At 67.5% G+C, this 17,716-nt stretch carries 24 protein-coding genes; 7 read left to right on the top strand and 17 right to left on the bottom strand.

Annotated features, from left to right (window positions below; all coding sequences use genetic code 11):
- Positions 1-3 precede the first annotated feature (3 nt).
- From MTR65_RS09270 to nifB, 10 genes are read right to left on the bottom strand one after another with little or no spacing between them, the layout of a single operon-like run.
- Complete coding sequence (locus tag MTR65_RS09270; RefSeq protein ID WP_243799407.1) at positions 4-261, bottom strand: BolA/IbaG family iron-sulfur metabolism protein; 258 nt, start codon at positions 259-261, stop codon at positions 4-6.
- A 24-nt stretch (positions 262-285) separates the two neighbouring features.
- Positions 286-585, bottom strand: coding sequence for a 2Fe-2S iron-sulfur cluster-binding protein (locus tag MTR65_RS09275; protein WP_243799409.1), 300 nt, complete (start codon positions 583-585; stop codon positions 286-288).
- Positions 586-613: 28 nt separating this feature from the next.
- Positions 614-1,792, bottom strand: coding sequence for a DegT/DnrJ/EryC1/StrS family aminotransferase (locus tag MTR65_RS09280; RefSeq protein WP_243799411.1), 1,179 nt, complete (start codon positions 1,790-1,792; stop codon positions 614-616).
- Positions 1,789-2,064: a hypothetical protein gene (locus tag MTR65_RS09285; RefSeq protein WP_243799414.1), complete on the bottom strand. Its 276-nt coding sequence runs from the start codon at positions 2,062-2,064 to the stop codon at positions 1,789-1,791. The genes MTR65_RS09280 and MTR65_RS09285 overlap by 4 nt, the downstream gene beginning before the upstream one ends.
- Positions 2,065-2,083: 19 nt before the next feature.
- Positions 2,084-2,455: a DUF3024 domain-containing protein gene (locus MTR65_RS09290; RefSeq protein ID WP_243799416.1), complete on the bottom strand. Its 372-nt coding sequence runs from the start codon at positions 2,453-2,455 to the stop codon at positions 2,084-2,086.
- Complete coding sequence (locus MTR65_RS09295; RefSeq protein ID WP_243799418.1) at positions 2,452-2,730, bottom strand: nitrogen fixation protein NifZ; 279 nt, start codon at positions 2,728-2,730, stop codon at positions 2,452-2,454. Before MTR65_RS09295 ends, MTR65_RS09290 begins: the two co-directional genes overlap by 4 nt.
- Complete coding sequence (locus tag MTR65_RS09300) at positions 2,727-3,077, bottom strand: nitrogen fixation protein NifZ (RefSeq protein ID WP_243799420.1); 351 nt, start codon at positions 3,075-3,077, stop codon at positions 2,727-2,729. Before MTR65_RS09300 ends, MTR65_RS09295 begins: the two co-directional genes overlap by 4 nt.
- On the bottom strand, positions 3,058-3,633 hold the full coding sequence (locus MTR65_RS09305) for a tetratricopeptide repeat protein (protein WP_243799423.1): 576 nt from the start codon (positions 3,631-3,633) through the stop codon (positions 3,058-3,060). The genes MTR65_RS09300 and MTR65_RS09305 overlap by 20 nt, the downstream gene beginning before the upstream one ends.
- Positions 3,630-3,851: a 4Fe-4S binding protein gene (locus tag MTR65_RS09310; protein ID WP_039390827.1), complete on the bottom strand. Its 222-nt coding sequence runs from the start codon at positions 3,849-3,851 to the stop codon at positions 3,630-3,632. Before MTR65_RS09310 ends, MTR65_RS09305 begins: the two co-directional genes overlap by 4 nt.
- Before the next feature lie 6 nt (positions 3,852-3,857).
- A complete protein-coding gene (nifB, locus tag MTR65_RS09315; protein ID WP_243799425.1) occupies positions 3,858-5,441 on the bottom strand; it encodes a nitrogenase cofactor biosynthesis protein NifB in 1,584 nt (527 codons plus the stop codon).
- 302 nt (positions 5,442-5,743) lie between these two features.
- Between nifB and MTR65_RS09320 the strand changes: the two genes are divergently transcribed.
- Positions 5,744-6,838 (top strand): CNNM domain-containing protein, encoded by a 1,095-nt coding sequence (locus tag MTR65_RS09320; protein ID WP_243799427.1) that lies wholly within the window; start codon positions 5,744-5,746, stop codon positions 6,836-6,838.
- A gap of 6 nt (positions 6,839-6,844) precedes the next feature.
- Here the strand turns inward: MTR65_RS09320 and MTR65_RS09325 are convergent, their stop codons facing one another.
- The 5 genes from MTR65_RS09325 to MTR65_RS09345 form a co-directional block, all read right to left on the bottom strand.
- Positions 6,845-7,693, bottom strand: coding sequence for an SIR2 family protein (locus MTR65_RS09325; protein ID WP_243799430.1), 849 nt, complete (start codon positions 7,691-7,693; stop codon positions 6,845-6,847).
- Between the two features lie 5 nt (positions 7,694-7,698).
- Positions 7,699-7,908, bottom strand: a complete 210-nt coding sequence (nifT, locus tag MTR65_RS09330; RefSeq protein ID WP_226635292.1) for a putative nitrogen fixation protein NifT — start codon at positions 7,906-7,908, stop codon at positions 7,699-7,701.
- Between the two features lie 12 nt (positions 7,909-7,920).
- Positions 7,921-8,793 (bottom strand): 4Fe4S-binding leucine-rich repeat protein, encoded by an 873-nt coding sequence (locus MTR65_RS09335; RefSeq protein WP_243799432.1) that lies wholly within the window; start codon positions 8,791-8,793, stop codon positions 7,921-7,923.
- 16 nt (positions 8,794-8,809) lie between these two features.
- On the bottom strand, positions 8,810-9,004 hold the full coding sequence (locus MTR65_RS09340) for a 4Fe-4S dicluster domain-containing protein (protein ID WP_039390815.1): 195 nt from the start codon (positions 9,002-9,004) through the stop codon (positions 8,810-8,812).
- Between the two features lie 144 nt (positions 9,005-9,148).
- Complete coding sequence (locus MTR65_RS09345) at positions 9,149-10,555, bottom strand: alginate export family protein (RefSeq protein WP_243799434.1); 1,407 nt, start codon at positions 10,553-10,555, stop codon at positions 9,149-9,151.
- 333 nt (positions 10,556-10,888) lie between these two features.
- On the opposite strand from MTR65_RS09345, the gene modA reads away from it, so the two are divergent.
- Genes modA through MTR65_RS09360 form a run of 3 tightly spaced genes read left to right on the top strand, consistent with a single transcriptional unit; the run spans position 10,889 to position 13,081 of the window.
- Positions 10,889-11,662 carry a molybdate ABC transporter substrate-binding protein gene (modA, locus tag MTR65_RS09350; RefSeq protein ID WP_243799436.1) on the top strand — a complete coding sequence of 258 codons (774 nt, stop codon included), beginning with the start codon at positions 10,889-10,891 and terminating at the stop codon, positions 11,660-11,662.
- A 2-nt stretch (positions 11,663-11,664) separates the two neighbouring features.
- Positions 11,665-12,369: a molybdate ABC transporter permease subunit gene (gene modB / locus MTR65_RS09355; RefSeq protein WP_039390811.1), complete on the top strand. Its 705-nt coding sequence runs from the start codon at positions 11,665-11,667 to the stop codon at positions 12,367-12,369.
- Positions 12,359-13,081, top strand: coding sequence for a molybdenum ABC transporter ATP-binding protein (locus MTR65_RS09360; protein ID WP_243799438.1), 723 nt, complete (start codon positions 12,359-12,361; stop codon positions 13,079-13,081). Before modB ends, MTR65_RS09360 begins: the two co-directional genes overlap by 11 nt.
- Here the strand turns inward: MTR65_RS09360 and MTR65_RS09365 are convergent.
- Entirely contained in the window at positions 13,008-13,391 is a 384-nt protein-coding gene (locus MTR65_RS09365; protein WP_039390810.1) for a winged helix-turn-helix domain-containing protein, read from the bottom strand. The two genes, MTR65_RS09360 and MTR65_RS09365, sit on opposite strands and share 74 nt — an antisense overlap.
- Before the next feature lie 297 nt (positions 13,392-13,688).
- Here MTR65_RS09365 and MTR65_RS09370 point away from each other — a divergent pair, with 297 nt between their 5' ends.
- Complete coding sequence (locus MTR65_RS09370; protein ID WP_243799440.1) at positions 13,689-14,267, top strand: TetR family transcriptional regulator C-terminal domain-containing protein; 579 nt, start codon at positions 13,689-13,691, stop codon at positions 14,265-14,267.
- A gap of 6 nt (positions 14,268-14,273) precedes the next feature.
- Here the strand turns inward: MTR65_RS09370 and MTR65_RS09375 are convergent, their stop codons facing one another.
- Positions 14,274-15,197 (bottom strand): LysR substrate-binding domain-containing protein, encoded by a 924-nt coding sequence (locus MTR65_RS09375; RefSeq protein WP_243799442.1) that lies wholly within the window; start codon positions 15,195-15,197, stop codon positions 14,274-14,276.
- Between the two features lie 72 nt (positions 15,198-15,269).
- On the opposite strand from MTR65_RS09375, the gene MTR65_RS09380 reads away from it, so the two are divergent.
- Both MTR65_RS09380 and MTR65_RS09385 read left to right on the top strand, forming a co-directional pair.
- Complete coding sequence (locus tag MTR65_RS09380; RefSeq protein ID WP_243799444.1) at positions 15,270-16,295, top strand: 2-oxoadipate dioxygenase/decarboxylase family protein; 1,026 nt, start codon at positions 15,270-15,272, stop codon at positions 16,293-16,295.
- Complete coding sequence (locus MTR65_RS09385) at positions 16,292-17,707, top strand: FAD-binding oxidoreductase (protein WP_243799446.1); 1,416 nt, start codon at positions 16,292-16,294, stop codon at positions 17,705-17,707. The genes MTR65_RS09380 and MTR65_RS09385 overlap by 4 nt, the downstream gene beginning before the upstream one ends.
- Positions 17,708-17,716: the final 9 nt, after the last annotated feature.

The following is a 17,716-nucleotide window of genomic DNA, read 5'->3' on the forward strand; positions in this document are numbered from 1 at the left end:
TCCTCAGGTTGCAGGGGTGGTGGGGTTGGCAGCAGGAACGAAGGTCTGGAGCGCCAGCGCGTGGAGTTCATGGCCCATGTCCGCGCCGATCGCGGCGTAGACCATCTTGTGCTGGACGATCCGGCTCTTGCCCGCAAAGGCGGCGCAGGTGACGCGCGCGGCCCAGTGGTCGCCGTCCCCGGCCATGTCGACCATCAGCACCTCGGCGTCGGGAAAGGCCGCGGTGATGCGGCGCTCGATCTCGGTGGCATCCATGGGCATGGGCTGTCTCTCCTTGGCACGTCGTCAGACGAAGCTCAGAACCTCGACGGTCACGTCCTCGGTGCCGGTCAGCGTCGCCTGGCAGGCAAGGCGCGACTTGGAACCGACGCCGACGATGGTGTCGAGAATTTCGTTCTCCTCCCGGCTGATGCGCGAGAGGCCCTTGCGCCCCTCGATCACGAAGAGATGGCACTGGCCGCAGGAGGCTTCCCCGTCGCACTTGTGGGCGAGAGGCGCGCCGCTGGCGAGCATGGCGGCGAGCAGGCTGTCCCCCTCGGCAACGGCGATGGAGGTGGCGGACGGAAGGATGGTGAGCGTGGTCATGGCGTTCTTTCAGTGTCTCTTTTGCTGGTCAGTAGATGGCGGCCCCGGCGCCCGCGTTGATCGAGGCGTCCTTGAGACGCGCGACCATGAAGGCGATCTGTTCGGGAGAGAGGTGGGCGTGGAAGGGCAGCACGACCGCGCGGTCGGCGACCTTCTCGGTCACGAAGAGGTCGCCGCGCGTCCAGCCCAGCGCCCGGTAGGCGCGCTGGAGGTGGAGCGGGCTGGAATAGGCGTGGGCCTCGACACCCTCGGTGCGCATGTCCTCCAGGATCGCGTCGCGCGATCCCTTGGTGAAGCGCGTCCCCAGGTGCACGGTGTAGAGGAACCAGTGGACCTCCTCGACATCGGGCGAGATGTAGGGCGGCTTGATCCCCTCGAAGCTCTGCATGAAGCCATCGTACATGGCCTGCACCCCGCGGCGGCGTTCTAAGAGCACGTCGAGACGGCGCAGCTGCGCGAGCGCAAGGGCGGCCACCATCGCGCCCATCGGCGCGCCGAAGGGCGCATCCACCCCGGCCGAAACCGAAGCGCGGTCCGAGAGGGTGCGGCTGCGCAGGCGCCGCAGGGCCATGGCCAGCTGCGTATCGTCGGTGAGCGCGATGCCCCCCTCCCCGCAGGCGATGACGCCGGGCTGGGCGAAATCGAAAAGCGCGACATCGCCGAAGCTGCCGACCACGCCCTGCTTGTGGCGCGAGCCGATCGCCTCGCTCGAATCCTCGATCAGAAAGAGGCCGTGCGCGTCTGCCAGCGCGCGAAGGCCCGGCCAGTCGGCGGGGTGCCCGCAGGTGTTGCCCGCCAGGATCGCGCGGGTCCGGCTCGTCACCTTGTCCGCGCTCTTCTTCGCCGAAAGACAGCCCGACCAGTAATCGATATCGGCAAAGACCGGGGTCGCCCCGCAGCGCAGGACGGCGTGGCCCAGTTCGTGGAAGGAATGGGCCGAGAGGATCACCTCGTCGCCCGGCCCGATCCCCTTTGCCGTCAGCACCATGACCAGCGCCATGGCCGCGCTGGAGGCCGCAACCCCGCGCGCACGGCCGCACTGGGCGGCGAAGGCCTGTTCCAGCTCTTCGACCAGCGCGCCCTGCCCCAGCTGCGCACCACGCAGGACCTGCTCGACCGCGACGACGTCTTCCAGCGTCAGGTCGGGGTCGCTCATCGGGATCTGCAGCACCTCGCCCGTGGCGATCGAGACGACCTGCCCGCTCATGCCGGGGCCCTCCCCGCAACCAGAAGCCCGCTCGCCTCAGCCGGATCGCCGGTCACGCGGATGCAGTGGGCGGAGACGTCGAGCAGATGCAGGTCGCAGGCGCCCGCCGAGCGGTAGGGTTCCTCCAGCACGTCGTCCGCATCGCACTGGCGCAGGGCGAGATCGGGCACCAGACGCCGCAGCGCGACGCCCAGGGTCTCAGGCAGCGCCCTGTCGCCCAGCGCCTGTACGAGCGCGTCGATGCGCGCGAGATCGATTTCGCTGAGCGGCATGGGCCTTCGTCTCCTTCCTCTATTGCCAGAAATCGCGGGAGGGATCGGCGTTGAGCCACCCCATGAGCTCACCAAGGCGCGCGAAGCGGCCGTCCTCGATCCAGCTTTGCGTGCCGTGATCGCGCCGGAAGAGCCTCCATTCGCGCGCGCGCTCGTCCCAAAGGAGGCGCGCGATGTCGATTTCCCCGCCTTCAGGATCGATGGTGCGCGAACAGCACGGCGCGCGCACGAGGTAGCCGTCCGTGATGGGCACGACCACGGGCTCGACGTAGCGGTAGCGCTGGCGCCCGACGAGCAGGCGCTCGATCCGCGCCAGGTCGAATTCGTTGGGCTGGCGGGCGAGAAGCGCGCGCGGCGCGGGGGCCTCGGCGGGGGTGGCGGCCAGGCTCATGCCTGCGTCCCTCCCGCCCCGGCGCGTTCGATCTCCTCTTCGAGGCAGCCGACGACAAGCGGCGAACCTGCGCCCTCGCCGCGCGCGAACTCGACAAGATAGACCGGCTGGTTGCTCTCCTCATGGTGGCCCACGTTGACGATTTCGCCGCGCGTCCCGCGCGGGGCGAGTACGGCGTCAGGCGGTGCGCCCGGGAACGAGCCGTCGTTGACGAGGTCCACCACCGCGCGCACGGCCTCGCCCCAGCCGTAGACGGGTTCGCGAATGTCCATCATGGCCGGGCACTCGAATGGGGCGGAGCCGGGCTTGCGGGCCGCGCGACGGGCAGTTCGTCCTCGTCCTCTTCGCTCGCCCAGACCGGGTCGAGCTCGCGCCGCTTCATGCCCACGCGGTGGCCACTCTCGAAGAACTCGATGCCATAGATGTAGAACTGCTGGAGAAAGGTGCCGATCGAGACGACGACGCCCTCTTCGCCCTTTCGGACCAGCAGTTCACCGATCTCCTTGCCCGCGTAAGTGCCATCGTTGCGCACAAGACGCCGCGCGCGCACGCGTTCACCATAGCGGAAGGCGGGCGGGCCATTGAGTTCGACGACCTCGCTGTCACGAACGATGTTCGCCATCGGCCTCCTCCTCATCCTCCATGCGGTCCAGGACATCGATGAGAACCTGCGCGCCGATGCGGTCGCGCGGGTCGAGTTCGAGCAGTTTCTCGGCCGCCTCGCGCCCGGCTTCGAGATGGCCGGTGCGCAGCGAGAGATAGGCGTAGCCCTTGAGGCTGAAGAGGAAGAAGCGCGGCAGAAGCGCCTCCCACTCCCCGAAGGCGGCATCGCCCGGCTGCACCCGCCGCCAGTCCTCGCCCAGAACGTTGAGGCGCAGGGCCTTGGCAACGCAGGCGCGCGCCACGTCGAGAGCTTCGTTCAACCGCCCCTTGTAGAAATAGAAGCGATAGAGCGCGATCAGGACGGCGGCGTGGTCGGGCGCGATCTTCTCGGCTTCGAACAGGTGCGTCTCGGCCACGTCCGTCAGGTGATAGCGCGTGGCGGCACGTTCCAGATGAGAGCGCGCCTCCTCGGGCAGGCCCCCGCCCAGGAGCGGGCTGGCGAGGATCGAACGCTCGAACGCGTCCGATGCCCCGCCAAAGCCCTCGAACGGCAGCGTTTCACGCCCCCCGCTCATGCCGGCTGGTACCGCGGCACGCTGGCGTCGAGCACGCAGGTGTCATCGACCGGGCAGATCGCGACACACTGCGGATCCTCGAAGTGGCCGATGCACTCGGTGCACAGCGCCGGGTCGATGACGAAGGTGCCCTTCGCCTCCGAGATGGCCATGTTGGGACACAGCGCCTCGCAGGCCGTGCAGTTGGTGCACTGGCTGGCGACGATCTTGTAGGCCATCGCCGCTCACCCCGCCTGGCTGAGCAGCGCGCCCTGGCGGATGGCCGCATCGCCGCGCTGCTGGTGGACGATCTCGCCGCGCTCGACCTTGCCAAGGTAGTCCTTGAACCAGACCAGCGCGGACTGCTCGATGTATTCATGGGCGTACTGGTCGACCGGCTCCACGCCTGCGGCTTCAAGGTCCGCCTTGGGGCAGCCGCCGATCTTGGCGACAAAGACCGCGTGGCAGTCGTTGATGGCCGCGATCACGGTGTCGAGCGCGTCCTCCTCGCCATACCCGCCCTGGCAATAGAGGTCGACGCGGCGGTGGCCGACGAACTTGGCGCCCTTGGCGTTGAGTTCGTAAACCTGGAACTCCTTGGCGTGGCCGAAGTGCTCGTTGATGATCCCGTGGCCCTTGGTGGCGACCGCGACCAGGACCGAGATATCGCCCGCCTTTTCAAGCCCCTCGAGCTCGCCCGCCTTGGCCGCGACCTTGGCCTGGCGCTCGCCTTCGACGGCCTGCTGGTAGGCCTTGCGCCCTTCGGCGTCGTACTCGATGTCCATCGCCATGATCTTCTCGGTGGTGAACTCGGCCGAGCGGTCCTCGCCCAGAAGGCCGACCGCGTCGGCGCGGCACTGGCGGCAGTGGCGCATCATGTTCATGTCGCCCTCGCACGCGTCCTGAAGCGCCTTCAGTTCCTGCGCGGAAGGGCCGCGCTGGCCGTTGAGGCCAAAGACGGTGCCGTGCTCGGGCGCGGAAATGAGCGGCATGATGTTGTGCAGGAACGCGCCGCGGCTCTTCACCGCCTTGTTCACCTCGACAAGGTGCGCATCGTTGATGCCCGGGATCATCACCGAGTTGATCTTGGCAAGAATGCCCCGCTCGGTAAGCATCTCAAGGCCCAGCATCTGCCGCTCGGTCAGGATCTTCGCAGCTTCATAGCCCTGCAGCCGCTTGTTCTCCCAGAAGATCCAGGGGTAGATGTGCTGGCCTACTTCGGGGTCCACCATGTTGATGGTGATGGTGACGTGATCGACCTTGTACTTGGCGATCTCGTCGACCCAGTCGGGCAGCGCGAGGCCGTTGGTCGAAAGGCACAGCTTGATGTCGGGGGCGACCTCGCTGATGAGGCGGAAGGTCTCGAAGGTCTTTTGCGGATTGGCGAGCGGGTCGCCGGGCCCGGCAATGCCCAGCACGGTCATCTGCGGGATGGTGGAGGCGACCGCGAGCACCTTCTTCGACGCCTGCTCGGGCGTCAGGCGCTCCGAGACGACGCCCGGACGGCTCTCGTTCGCGCAGTCGTACTTTCGGTTACAGTAGTTGCACTGGATGTTGCAGGCGGGCGCCACCGCGACGTGCATGCGTGCGTAGTGGTGGTGGGCTTCCTCGGAATAGCACGGGTGGTTCTTCACCTTCTCCCAGATCTCGGGCGGCATGTCGGCCGGCCCTGCGCTCGATCCGCAGCTCGCCTTGCCCGAACCGCCTTCGGTCCCGCAGCCCTTGTGCTCGGCCACCTTCTGCATGACGTCGGAAATGTCGACGACGCCGTCTGCGGAACTGGCCTCACGTGTGCTGTCCGGATCCTGGCTGAAAAGGGTGTCGGTCATGGAAAACTCCCCAAGTCGCAGCCGGCGGAGGGGGCACCACCGGCTTTCTGCTGATGGGGGAGGCTCAGCAAACTGCGTGCCAGATATCGGAAACTACCGATTTGCAGGCGTTTCATGCCGCACCGCAGCACGCTTCGCACGAAGGTCCCTGTCGCGATTGTCACGCTTGGTACGCCGACTTTGTCCGGCTCACGACACGATGACGTGCAGTTCGTGTACGATCAGACACCTAGGCAAGGCGGAGAATCCCCGTTACCAGAACGGGTTCGCGCACACTCGCGCAACGGAGTACGAATAGCCGCATGGCCTTGCTGGTCTTTTATGTCGCCCTGGCGCTGTGCGTCTCGTTCCTGTGTTCGCTGCTCGAATCCTCGATGCTGACGCTCACGCCCTCGCAGGTGCGTACCTTCGAGCAGCGCGGCGCGCCCTGGGCGCGCAAGCTCAAGCGGCTGAAGGACGATGTCGACCGGCCGCTGGCCGCAATCCTCACCCTCAACACGATTGCCCATACGATGGGTGCGGCGGGTGCGGGCGCGCAGTACGCCAAGCTTTACGGCAGCGGCAGCGAGGCGGTGTTCGCCGCGCTGCTGACGGTCGCGATCCTCATCATCACCGAGATCATCCCCAAGACCATCGGCGCGCGCTATGCGAGCGTGCTCGCCCCGTTCTGCGCCTGGATCCTGCCGCCGATGATCGCGGTGCTCGCGCCCCTGGTGTGGGCCTCGCGCCTCATCACCAAGCTCATCGCCTTTGGCCGCACGGCCGAGACCCCGCGCCACCGCGAGGAGCTTCTGGCGGTCACCAGTCTGGGTCAGGCCTCGGGCCAGATCGACACGGCTGAAGCGCGCTTTCTCAACAACATGCTCCAGCTCGACCGGATCAAGACGGCCGACGTGATGACGCCGCGCACGGTGGTCTTCAGCCTGTCGCAGGACATCGCGCTGGACGAGTTGACCGAGAAGGTGCGCAAGTCCCCCTTCACCCGCATTCCCGTCTCGGGCGAAGGTGTCGACGAGATCCGCGGCTTCGTCATCAAGCACGACGTGCTCGATCTGCTCATGGACGAGGACTGCGACGAGCAGGGCTTTGCCGAGCTGATCCGCCCGCTGCCCAGCGTGCTCGACCAGCTGAGCGTCGACCGCCTGTTCCACCGCTTCATTTCCGAGCACCACCACATCCTGATGGTGGTCGACGAATACGGCAGCTTTCTGGGCCTGGTCACGCTGGAAGACGTGCTGGAGACGATCTTCGGCTTCGAGATCGTCGACGAGCTCGACGCGGTCGACGATCTGCAGGAATACGCCCGCGAACTCTCGCGCCGGCGCGCCGAAGCGGCCACGCGGATGAAGACCCCCGCGCCCGCCGCTGCGCCCGAACGCCGCGCCGCGCGCGACTGAGAGCCTTCAGGCCATCAGCTGATCCAGCGCCTCGCCCAAAGGCTTGGCGATGGGAGAGATGTTCTGTTCCTCAAGGAAGCGCCGCTCGTTGCGGGTGAGCGTTTCCACGTCGAGTACGGCATAATGCCGCGCGGACGAACGCTTCATGATCTGCCGGGCATAGGTGCGCAGAAGCTGGTCGTCGAAGCGGCAGCCCAGGAACACGAAGCCAAGACCTGTCCGGCGATGCCGCACTTCCTCGGGGATCGGGGTCTGGATGTCGATTTCGGTGAGGACCTCGACATAGTCCGCATCGGTGATGAGGAAGTTCGCATCGGGCGCGATGCCGCCATGGGGCGTGTAGAGCAGCGTCGTTGCGGCCTCGGCCTCCTGCGCCTTCGCCGGATCGCCGCCGGGCGTGTAGAAGCGGAACCAGCGATCTTCGCCGATGTGGGCGCGGGTGATCCCCTGCACTTCGGCCCAGTCCTCGCGGCCCGCGGCAAGGAGCGCGGTGCGCATCTCGCCCGCATACCAGGCATCGACAATGAGCGGCAGCGGCAGGCCCGCCAGCCAGCGGTGGAAGGCCGAGGGCAGCACGCCCTGCGAAAAGGCCTCCTTCATCCAGGCCGTCACCGTGTCGCGAAAGCGCGTGCTCTCGATGTACTGCGCGGCGGCCCAGCAATTGCCCTTCGCGCGGCGCGGCAGGGTGGTCTTGCTGGCGAAGAAATCGGCCAGCGCGCCGGTCGAGAGCGGCACCGCATGCGCGCCCAGCGCCGAGATGCCGGGCCCCACGAAAGGCACCAATTGCCCGGCCCGCAGCCCCTCGCCCACTTCGTCGAGCAGCACCTCGGGATTGTCCAGAACATGTGTTGCCATCACGCTCAGTCCTCTTCCACGGTGGCGCGCTTCTTCGCCTCGACGGTGATCGGCAGGCGCGTGTCCTCGGCCAGCCAGGGCAGCTCGAGCACCCATCCATTGGCAAGGCGCACCCAGCCGCCCCACAGGCTTTCCTTCTCGACCTCCACGATCGGCTCCTCCAGGTCTTTCTTGGGCACGTAGGCCGAGAGCTGTCCCTCGGCGCGGCGGATCATGACTTTCACGGGCTAGGTCTCCTTTGCGGGATCATGGGGCGCGGGAAAGGCGACGACTGCGGCGCCCTCGTCCTGTGCCTCCTCCTCGAGCCGGCGCGCCAGTTCGGGCACGGCCTCGATGCGCGTGCGCGCAAGTTCGCGGATCGCGGGTTCCTCGTCATCGAGCAGCGCGACAAGGTCCTCCTCGGCCAGCCGCTCGGCAACGGTGAAGCGCACGCGCATGTCGCTGTCCTCGACCAGCAGGCGCAGCGGATCGGGTGGCAGCCGCCCGGCGACCTCGCGGCGCACCAGCGGGTCGGGGTCGAAGGCCATGTCGGGCAGCGCGCGCACATCGATCCGTCGGGCCACCCAGGCACGCACTTCCGGATCGGGGTCGTGACGCACCAACGGCAGCATCTCAACCGGCATGCGTCGCACCGCGGTAATGCGCACCATATAGGCCTCGTCGCGGATCGCGGGCACCAGGTCCGCCCCGGTCAGCCGCGAGGCCGCCGCGATGCGCACGTCGATATCCTCGTCGTGAATCATGTCGCGGATCCTTTCGACAGGCAGGCGCAGCGTTGCCATCGCGCGGACCTCGGGTTCGGGATCGTCCAGCAGGGGGACGAGCCGGAACACCGTGGCGTGACGCGCAGCGCCTGCGCGCACCTCGAAATAGGGATGGTCGAGATACTGGTCGGCCAGCTCGGGGTTGGCGCGCAGGAACGTCTCCACCCGGCGCGCGCGGCGGTCGCGGATGCAGGCGCGGCCCTTGGCGCACAGGCCCATCGCGTTGATGGCCTGATGGTCGCACTCGCGGCAGCGCACCGGACGCCCCTTCCAGTCGAGCGCGGCGCCCAGATTGTCCTCGAAGGCGTTGTCCTCGAAGGCCACGGCCCGTCCCATGCCCCTTGCGCGCCGGTCAGGCCGGCACGCAGGTCTTGGGGACGGGGCAGACGGTGTCGCACTGCGGATGGTCGTACTCACCCGCGCACTCGGTGCACTTGGCGGGATCGATGATGAAGGTGTCGCCCTTCATCGAGATCGCCGCATTGGGGCATTCGAATTCGCACGCGCTGCACCCGGTGCACTGCGAGGCGATGATCTTGTAGGCCATGGTTGTCCTCCTGCCTGTGTCCGCTCGAGTGAAAGCAGGAAGCGTGCCAGCCAGAAAGGTCAGGACTTATAGTGCGTTAGGATTACAGCGTGTTGTCCGAGACCCGACAAACGTGTCCGCTTTCCCCCATCGTGCAGGCGCGTGTCAGAAGTGGACCGTCGCGCTGGTATAGCCATAGAGCGTATCGCCCCAGCCGTTGGCACCGCGCGCATTCTTCAGGAAATCGCCGCGAAACAGCACCGCCCCGCCGGTGTCGATTTCCAGCACCCGGGGCACCAGCCAATAGCCCGCGCGGGCCTCCAGCTGGTAGCCGGCGAAACGGCCCGCATTCCCCTCGGCGTCCGAGACGCCGGTCGCGGAAAAACTGTCCTCAAGGCTGTCCGCCCAGTTCGCCCGGCCCATCGCCGCAAGGGTGAGCCGCTTGCCCGGGCTCGCCTGAACCAGCGCCCCCACCGAACGGATATTCGCGCGGCCCAGCGCTCCGTAGAGCGAGGTCGGGCCGAACTCGAAACGGCGCGCCCCGAACAGCGTATCAAAGCGGTTGTAGGAACCTCCCCCCTTATCGCCCGAGACGAGATCGAGTTCGAGCGCCACGCGCGGGCTCCAGCCACCAGCAAAACGGTAGCCCACCTCGGCGTGCGCAAAGTAGGCCGAGACGTCGCGTTTCACGGCATCCGGCGCGTTCGTCACACGCGTGTTGCCGAACTGGTAGGCACCTTCGACGTCGAGATCCATGCGCCCCGGCGTGCTCTTGCGCGAAAGCCGCGCTCCTGCCGTGCGCAGATGCCGGTTCCGGCTTGCACGAGATGGCGTGTCGTCCTCGTCGAGGCCGTAGAAATAGCCCTCCAGCGCCGCCCCGCGAAGGCCGATGGGCGTGCGCGCAAAGGCGCCCCAGAAGGTCTCGTCGAACCCCTGGCTATCGGTGTGCACGTGGTTGTCCAGAATGCCATCGCGGTCGCCGGGCAGGCGCCGTACGGGCATCGTGTAGAAGGCCGAGACGGCCTTTCCGCCCGTGCCTGTCCAGTCCGCCCGAAAGCCGGTGAAGGCGTTGATCGTGTTGCGAAAGCGGTTGCGCGCGACAAGGCGGCGCGAGCCCATGTCCATGGTGAATCGCCCGGCCTGGAGCCGCGCGGAGGTTCCCTTGCCCAGCGCCGCGCCAACATCGAACGCGACATAGGCCTGCGTCACGGCCAGCGCGTTGACCTCGGTGGTGCCGAGCGAGCTGCCCTCGCCCCCGCCATAAGCGCGCGAGTCGGTGATCTCGCCGCCCACCTGCACCGGCCCTGCATCGTAGGTGACCTGCAGATCGCTGCGCAGAAGGAGCGCATCGCTGCTGCGCGCGCGGCCCGGACGAAACTGGTTGTCGATCGCCTCGTAGCGGGCCCGCACATGCCCCTCGACCGTCAGCCCCTCGGGATTGCCGAGAGCCTTCTGGAGGCTCGGCGCATCGTCCTCACCGGCCTGGGCCACGCCCGGCAGGAGGCTCAGGGCAAGCGCGTGGAACAGGCCTGCGTATCGGGCACCGCGTGCGCCCCGCCACATCGTCGTCATCGGAAACTCCCTGGAGAATGCGCGCGACATGTGCCTGTGCCTAGCACGGGACAACCGCTTCGGTCGCGGCGCCATTTTCTATATCCTATCGTATATAGTAAGAACAGGAAGTCCAGACCGGGCGCGGCTCGCCGGTGCGAAGAGTATTTTTCATCCGCGGACGAGCGGAAAGGGAACACCCGCTTTCCTCGCGACTTATCCGCATTTCTGGGCCAGACATCCGGGCAGCGGAAGGTCTTCGCCCCGTGCTGCAACGCAGCGATCACGGGTTTCGCATCTTTCCCACGGACGCATTTCAATATACAGATGGATATAGCAATTTCCGGAGGGATCATGTTGAACCGAATCGGCCGCTGGTGCACGGCCCTCGCGCTGCTGCTGGCCCTCGGCCTTCCCGGCCAGGCCGCATGGGCCGCGGGGCCCACCGTACTCGCCGCAGCAAGCCTGCGCGAATCGATGAACGCGGCCGCCGATGCCTGGGCTGCCAAGGGCCATGATCGCCCCGTCATCTCCTTTGCCGGTTCCTCCGCGCTCGCCCGCCAGATCGAGGCTGGGGCGCCGGCCGACATCTTCGTCTCGGCCGATGAGAAGTGGATGGACTACCTCCAGGCGCGCAAGCTGATCCGCACATCGACGCGCACGTCCTTTCTTGCCAACGACATCGTCCTCATCGCCCCCAAGGCAAGCCCGGTGAAGCTGGCGATCAAGCCCGGCTTCCCGCTCGCCCGCACGCTTGGCAACCGCCGTCTCGCCATGGCCGACACCAACGCCGTGCCCGCCGGGCGCTACGGCAAGGAAGCGCTGCAGAAGCTGGGCGTGTGGAACAGCGTTTCGGGCAAGGTCGCCAGCGCCGAGAACGTGCGCGTCGCGCTCGCCTTCGTCAGCCGGGGTGAGACCCCGCTGGGTGTCGTCTACGCCACCGATGCCAAGGCCGATCCGGGCGTGCGCGTCGTCGGCACCTTCCCGCGCTCCAGCCACACCCCGATCAGCTACCCCGTCGCGCTGACCGCAAAGGCCGCCAACCGGGAGGCTGATGCCTTCCGCAAGTTCCTGATTTCCCGCCAGGGCAAGGCCGTCTTCGCCCGCTTCGGGTTCCGCACGAACTGAGCATGGCTGGCCTCCTCTCCCCCGAGGAATGGCAGGTCGTCGTCCTCTCCCTCAAGGTGAGCGGTGTGGCGATCCTGATCGACCTGCCGCTGGCCTTTGCACTGGCCTGGCTGCTCGCGCGCGGGCGCTTTCCCGGCAAGGTGCTGCTCGATGCCATCGTCCACCTCCCGCTCGTGCTGCCCCCGGTGGTGACCGGCTGGATGCTGCTGCTCGCATTCGGCAGCAATGGGCCTGTCGGGCGCTTCCTTCTCGACACCTTCGGCCTTGGCCTCATCTTCCGCTGGACCGGTGCAGCGCTGGCCGCCGCGATCATGGCCTTGCCGCTGATGGTGCGCGCGATCCGGCTTTCGCTGGAGGAAGTCGACCGGCGCCTGGAAAGTGCCGCGCGCACGCTGGGCGCAGGGCCCTGGCGCACGTTCGCCAGCGTCACCCTGCCCCTTGCCCTTCCCGGCGTGATGGCCGCGCTAGTCCTCGGCTTTGCGCGGTCCATCGGCGAGTTTGGCGCAACGATCACCTTTGCCTCGAACATTCCGGGCGAGACCCGCACGCTGCCGCTCGCGATCTACACCGCGCTGCAGATCCCGGGCAGCGAAGGCGACGTGGCGCGCCTTGCCATCATTTCGGTGCTGCTCTCGCTCGCCGCGCTGGTGATCTCCGAGACACTGACCCGGCGCTCCGGGCAGAGGAAGGCCGGCCATGCCCTTTGACGTCGACATCGCTCTCCAGCGCGGCAGCGCGCACATCGCCGCCCGCTTCCAAGTCGGGCCGGGCCTCACTGCCCTGTTCGGCACCTCGGGCGCGGGCAAGACGAGCGTGCTCAACGCCGTTGCCGGGCTGATCCGCCCGCAGAGCGGCCGCATCGCGGTGGGCGAGGAGGTTCTCTACGACGGCGCTACGCGCCTGCACCTTGCGCCCGAGAAGCGCGCCTGCGGCTACGTTTTCCAGGACAGCCGCCTGTTCCCCCACAAGACCGTGCGCGACAACCTGCTGTTCGGCTGGAAGCTCGCGCCCGCCGCCCGGCGCTGGATGGCGCTGGAAGAAGCGAGCGAGTTCCTCGGCATCGCGCATCTTCTGAAGCGCATGCCGCGCACGCTGTCTGGCGGCGAAATGCAGCGTGTCGCAATCGGCCGCGCGCTCCTTTCAGGGCCGCGTTTCCTGCTCATGGACGAGCCGCTCTCCTCGCTCGACGAGGAACGGCGCGGCGGGGTGATGCAGGTCATCGAGCGCATCCGCGACGAACTGGCCCTGCCCATCCTCTACGTCAGCCACGACCGGCGCGAGGTGGACCGGCTTGCCGATCATGTCGTGACGCTGGGCCCCGAAGGCACCCGGGTCATGCCCGGGATCAGGACTTCTGATGCGCCAGCGGCGCGTCGCGCAGCGCTGCGCCCAGTTCCGTCCACTCCGCACAATCCCTGAGGCCGCGGCTCTCCTCCTGGAGGCTGCGGTAGAGCTGAAGGATGCCCCGTCCATAGGGGGTCATCCGCGCCCCCCCGCGCGCCGAACCGCCCGGTGCCGTTTCCACCAGCGGCTCATGCCAGCAGCGGTTCATCGTATCGACCAGCAGCCAGGCTCGGCGGTAACTCATCCCGATCTTGCGCGCGGCGGCCGAGATCGAACCTTCCTCGCCGATGGCGTCGAGCAGGTCCGCCTTGCCCGGCCCCATGGCGATCTCATCCCCTGAATAGATCTGCAACTTGATCTTCAAGACTGGTGCGCTCTGGCTCATCCGCCCGTCTTGGCCCGGATCTATCCGCGTGGCAAGCCATCGCCGCAAAGCGCGTTGGAACACTTGTCTGTACCACTAAGAGACACTCTGACGCGCAATAAATGGCCACTTGCCTAGCGTTGAATCGATTGCAATATAACACTGGGGCCTTTGGGCGCGATACGAAACAGAACAAGAAGAAGCGGGACCATAAAAATGAACACTCGTCCGACGGAGACGCCGCAAGCCGGGGCACCGCGGCCTCGTCGCACCATCAAGCGCCAGCAACCCGGCGTGCGGCGGCAGGATTTGCTGCAAGTGACCCTCGAATGCCTTGCCAGGTTGGGTCCACGGGGCACCACGGGGCGCGAAATCTGCCGACAGGCCGGGGTCTCGCATGGTCTCTTGCGCCACTACTTCACCAACCCGCAGAACCTGCTGCTCGAAACCTACGAAGAGCTCTGCAATCAGGTCATCACGGGCCTTGCCGCCGAACTGACAGTGCCTGATCGCGACGCCTGGGCCTCGCTCGACGCCTTCTTCGACAAGCTCTTCTCCGACGAATGGGCCAACACCCAGAGCCTGGGTGCCTGGCTCGCGTTCTGGTCGCTGGTGCGCAGCGACCCCGAATTTGCGGCGCGCAACGATGCCCTCAATAATGAAGTCCGGCGCCTGCTGGCCGATGCGATGTCGCGCCTTCCGCGCCGCCCGCAGGGCTCGTCGATGGACGATGCGGTGGCGATCATGGCCGCCACCATGGACGGCCTATGGTTCGAGTACTGCCTCTCGCCCAACCGCCTCTCGCGCGAGCGGGGCATGGAATTGTGCAAGCGCACCTTGCGGATGCTCATTCCCGAAGGCGCCAGAGAGCCTACACAGCCTGACACCGGGGACTGAAGCGCCTCAGCCTGGCATCGGCGCGGCGGCCTCGTCGCGCACCCAGGCCACGAACCGGCCAAGCGGGGATCCGTCATCAGGGTCGCCGCGCCAGACGAGATGGTAGGCATCGCGGGTCGACAGCGCGGTCTCGAACGGGACCACCAGGGTGCCCGCGGCCAGTTCGGGTTCGATCAGGAAGCTGGGGATGAGCGCGACACCGGCGCCTGCTGCCGCAGCTTGCGCCAGCATCAGGAAGTGCCCGATGCGCGGCCCCTCGCAAGGGCGCGCCAGCTCCACGCCGCACGCCGCGAACCACTGGTCCCAGGCCCTGGGGCGCGAGGACTGGAAGAGCAGCGGCTTGTCCGCCAGGTCCGCGGGACGTTCCAGCGGGTTCGCCTCCAGCCAGGTCGGCGCGCAGACCGGAACCGCCTCCTCGCGAAACAGGAACGCGTGGTTCATTCCGGGCCAGGGCGGCTGCCCGAAATCGAAGGCGGCGTCGAACTCGCCCGCCTCCTCGTCCGGCCCGAAAGGCCAGCTGCGGGCCGCGATATTGATGACAAGCTCCGGGTACCGGGCCGAGAGGCGGGGCAGCCGCGGCGCCAGCCAGCGCATGCCTAGGCTGGGCAGGCAGGCAATGGTGAGGCTGTTGTCCCCGCGCTGTTCGCCCAGCCGCGCGCTGGCCTGCGCGATCTGCGCAAGCGCAGGCTCCACCGCCTCGGCATAGGCGCGCCCGGCCGGGTTCAGCTCCACCCGCCGCCCGGTCCGCACGAACAAGGGAACACCCAGCCGCGCCTCGAGTTGGGATATCTGACGGCTGATCGCGCTCTGGGTCAGCCCGACCGCGCGCCCCGCCTCGGAAAAGCTGCCATGGCGGGCCGCGGCCAGGAAGCTGCGCAAGGATTGCGAGGATGGCAGATGCACGCCGGCGAGATCATTCCATTTCATCATGCATTGATGATAGCTTGTCGTTTGCAGGGCAAGAATTTCGCGTGGTAAGCGCAAGGGCAGAGGAGACAATCGATGCAGGATCTGCACACATCGACCGTTGCACGCCTGGTTCGCGCCCACCTGGGTGACGAAGTCGGCGCCGTCACGCTCGCCGCACTTAACATCGCGCCTGCGCTGCTGAACGAGGAAGGCGAGCGCGTTTCGCGCGCCAGCATGGCCACCGCCCTTGGCGCGGCCCTGTTCCGCACCGTTCTCGACGGCGTGCCAAGCGCGTCCGCATATGTCGGCGAGCGGCTGGAAATCGATCAGCGCATCACGCTCGACCACGGCGCCTTGCGCACGATCCTCTTTCCCGACGGACCCACCGGCGCCCTTCCCGGCGGGCAGGCGGCCTTCGCGCGCATCCTGCGCCCGCTCGGCTATGTCGAGGCCGCGCAGTATCCGCTGCCGCGCCTCCGGATGACCGGCCACGCCTGGTGCCACCTCGACTACCCCGAGGACATCCTCCAGTACTTCGTCAGCGAGCTTCATGTCGACCAGTTCGACGCCGAGTTCACAGCCGCCGCGCATCGCGTCTTCGACACGTCGACCGATCCGTTGAGCCGTGAAGCCAAGGCCGTGCTTGATCGTTTCGCGGCCGAGGGCAGCGTGCCCTTTGCCGAGGCCGAGGCGCTTCTCCCCGTCCTCGTCTCCGCCTTCGACCGCGCGCACGAGCCCGCCTTCGAAGACGACTACGAGACGCTGCTGGCCCAGTCGAAGGAAGCCGCCTGGATCGCCACCGAGGGCAACGCCTTCAACCACGCGACCGACCGCGTGGCCGATGTCGGCGCGCTGGCCGAGGCGCTGCGCGCGGCGGGCAAGCCGATCAAGGACCAGGTCGAGCACTCTGCCTCGGGCCGCGTCCACCAGACCGCCTTTCGCGCCGACATGGTCGAGCGTCCCTTCCGCCGCGCCGACGCCGCGTCGGTCACCCGCACAGTGCCCGGCTCGTTCTTCGAATTCATCACCCGCGACACCCTGCCCGGCAGCGAGGCCCTCGACCTCGGTTTCGACAGCGGCAATGCCACGGGCATCTTTGCCATGACACGGACCCCATGACCCTTTCCAGCGACGCCCGGATTGCCCTTGAGAAGATTGTCGGCGAGGCCAATGTCCTCAGCGCCGAAACCGACATCGACGCCTACGCCGAAGATGGACGCGGCACGCGCGGCGCGTCGGCCTGCGTGGTGCGCCCCGCCAGTGCCGATGAAGTGCGCGACGTTCTGGAAGCGGCCCATGCCCATGGCGTGACCGTCATCGCGCAGGGCGCGCGCACCGGCCTTGTCGCAGCCGGGCTTGCCGCCAGCGCCGAGGATCAGATCGTGCTCAGCCTCGAACGGCTGAAGGGCGAGATCGAGATCGATCCGGTCAACCGCTCGGCGCGCGTGGGCGCGGGCGTGCTCCTCTCCGAGCTCAACGCGGCGGCCGAGGAACATGGCCTGTTCTTCCCCATCGATCTGGGCGCGGACCCGTCCATCGGCGGCATGGTCGCGGCCAACACCGGCGGCGCGCGTCTCTTGCGCTATGGCGATGTGCGCCAGAACCTGATGGGCCTTGAACTCGTCACCTCCGAGGACAGCCCCCGCATCCTTTCGCTCGGCTCCGAGCTCTGGAAGAACAACAGCGCGCTCGCGCTTCAGGACCTTGTCGCGGGCAGTTCGGGGACGCTGGGCGTTGTGACGGGCGCGACGCTTGCGCTGAGCCCGAAACCGGTCAACACCGTGACCGCGCTCCTCGCCCTCCCCCATCCCGAGGCCGCGCTCGACGTCCTCGCCCGGATGGAAAGCGCCTTTGGCACGCTGCTGACCGCGTTTGAGGGGATCTCCAAGCCTGCACTGACCGCAGCCATCACCCACGTGTCCTCGCTGCGCGATCCCTTCGCGGGCGAGATCCCGGGCTATTGCGTGCTGCTTGAACTCTCGGGCGGCGCGGCGATCGAGGCCGAATGGCTGGAGGAAAAGCTCGCCGAAACACTCGAGCCCCTGTTCGAGGACGGCACCATCGCCGACACCCGCATCGACCGCGGCACCGCGCTGTGGGCCGTGCGCCACGCGGTGCCCGAGGGCCTGCGCAAGTCGGGCAAGGTCGTCGCCTGCGACATCGCGATGAAGCGCGGCGATGTCATGCGCTTTCGCACCGACATTGCCGCGCGCCTTGCCAAGGTCGCCCCCCAGCTTGAACTGTGCGACTTCGGCCACATCGGCGATGGAGGCCTGCACTGCAACAGCGTCTGGCCCGAGAGCGCAGGCGCGTTCGATCCGGCCGTGGCCGACGCCGCGCGCGAGACCATCTTCGCCGCCGTCGTCGAGGACTACCAGGGCAGCTTCAGCGCCGAACACGGCGTGGGGCCGGCCAACGCCGACTGGTACGCGCGCTTCATTCCCCAAGACGTGCGCGCGCTGTCCGGACAGATCCAGGACCTGATCGCGCCGCGCCCGATGGGCCGGGTGCGCTTTGGCCCCACGCGCTGAATTTCCCGG

Source organism: Novosphingobium mangrovi, from assembly GCF_022818885.1.
Classification (GTDB): domain Bacteria; phylum Pseudomonadota; class Alphaproteobacteria; order Sphingomonadales; family Sphingomonadaceae; genus Novosphingobium; species Novosphingobium mangrovi.

Excerpts from the sequence above, each read along its gene's own strand:
- MTR65_RS09310 (WP_039390827.1), bottom strand. The coding sequence starts at position 3,851 with ATGGCCTACAAGATCGTCGCCAGCCAGTGCACCAACTGCACGGCCTGC.
- nifB (WP_243799425.1), bottom strand. The coding sequence starts at position 5,441 with ATGACCGACACCCTTTTCAGCCAGGATCCGGACAGCACACGTGAGGCC.
- MTR65_RS09380 (WP_243799444.1), top strand. The coding sequence starts at position 15,270 with ATGCAGGATCTGCACACATCGACCGTTGCACGCCTGGTTCGCGCCCAC.
- MTR65_RS09305 (WP_243799423.1), bottom strand. The coding sequence starts at position 3,633 with ATGAGCGGGGGGCGTGAAACGCTGCCGTTCGAGGGCTTTGGCGGGGCA.
- MTR65_RS09290 (WP_243799416.1), bottom strand. The coding sequence starts at position 2,455 with ATGAGCCTGGCCGCCACCCCCGCCGAGGCCCCCGCGCCGCGCGCGCTT.
- modA (WP_243799436.1), top strand. The coding sequence starts at position 10,889 with ATGTTGAACCGAATCGGCCGCTGGTGCACGGCCCTCGCGCTGCTGCTG.
- MTR65_RS09335 (WP_243799432.1), bottom strand. The coding sequence starts at position 8,793 with ATGGGACGGGCCGTGGCCTTCGAGGACAACGCCTTCGAGGACAATCTG.
- MTR65_RS09365 (WP_039390810.1), bottom strand. The coding sequence starts at position 13,391 with ATGAGCCAGAGCGCACCAGTCTTGAAGATCAAGTTGCAGATCTATTCA.
- MTR65_RS09285 (WP_243799414.1), bottom strand. The coding sequence starts at position 2,064 with ATGCCGCTCAGCGAAATCGATCTCGCGCGCATCGACGCGCTCGTACAG.
- MTR65_RS09325 (WP_243799430.1), bottom strand. The coding sequence starts at position 7,693 with ATGGCAACACATGTTCTGGACAATCCCGAGGTGCTGCTCGACGAAGTG.
- MTR65_RS09275 (WP_243799409.1), bottom strand. The coding sequence starts at position 585 with ATGACCACGCTCACCATCCTTCCGTCCGCCACCTCCATCGCCGTTGCC.
- MTR65_RS09320 (WP_243799427.1), top strand. The coding sequence starts at position 5,744 with ATGGCCTTGCTGGTCTTTTATGTCGCCCTGGCGCTGTGCGTCTCGTTC.
- MTR65_RS09340 (WP_039390815.1), bottom strand. The coding sequence starts at position 9,004 with ATGGCCTACAAGATCATCGCCTCGCAGTGCACCGGGTGCAGCGCGTGC.
- MTR65_RS09300 (WP_243799420.1), bottom strand. The coding sequence starts at position 3,077 with ATGGCGAACATCGTTCGTGACAGCGAGGTCGTCGAACTCAATGGCCCG.
- MTR65_RS09345 (WP_243799434.1), bottom strand. The coding sequence starts at position 10,555 with ATGACGACGATGTGGCGGGGCGCACGCGGTGCCCGATACGCAGGCCTG.
- MTR65_RS09360 (WP_243799438.1), top strand. The coding sequence starts at position 12,359 with ATGCCCTTTGACGTCGACATCGCTCTCCAGCGCGGCAGCGCGCACATC.
- MTR65_RS09270 (WP_243799407.1), bottom strand. The coding sequence starts at position 261 with ATGCCCATGGATGCCACCGAGATCGAGCGCCGCATCACCGCGGCCTTT.
- nifT (WP_226635292.1), bottom strand. The coding sequence starts at position 7,908 with ATGATCCGCCGCGCCGAGGGACAGCTCTCGGCCTACGTGCCCAAGAAA.
- MTR65_RS09385 (WP_243799446.1), top strand. The coding sequence starts at position 16,292 with ATGACCCTTTCCAGCGACGCCCGGATTGCCCTTGAGAAGATTGTCGGC.
- MTR65_RS09295 (WP_243799418.1), bottom strand. The coding sequence starts at position 2,730 with ATGATGGACATTCGCGAACCCGTCTACGGCTGGGGCGAGGCCGTGCGC.
- MTR65_RS09280 (WP_243799411.1), bottom strand. The coding sequence starts at position 1,792 with ATGAGCGGGCAGGTCGTCTCGATCGCCACGGGCGAGGTGCTGCAGATC.
- modB (WP_039390811.1), top strand. The coding sequence starts at position 11,665 with ATGGCTGGCCTCCTCTCCCCCGAGGAATGGCAGGTCGTCGTCCTCTCC.
- MTR65_RS09375 (WP_243799442.1), bottom strand. The coding sequence starts at position 15,197 with ATGATGAAATGGAATGATCTCGCCGGCGTGCATCTGCCATCCTCGCAA.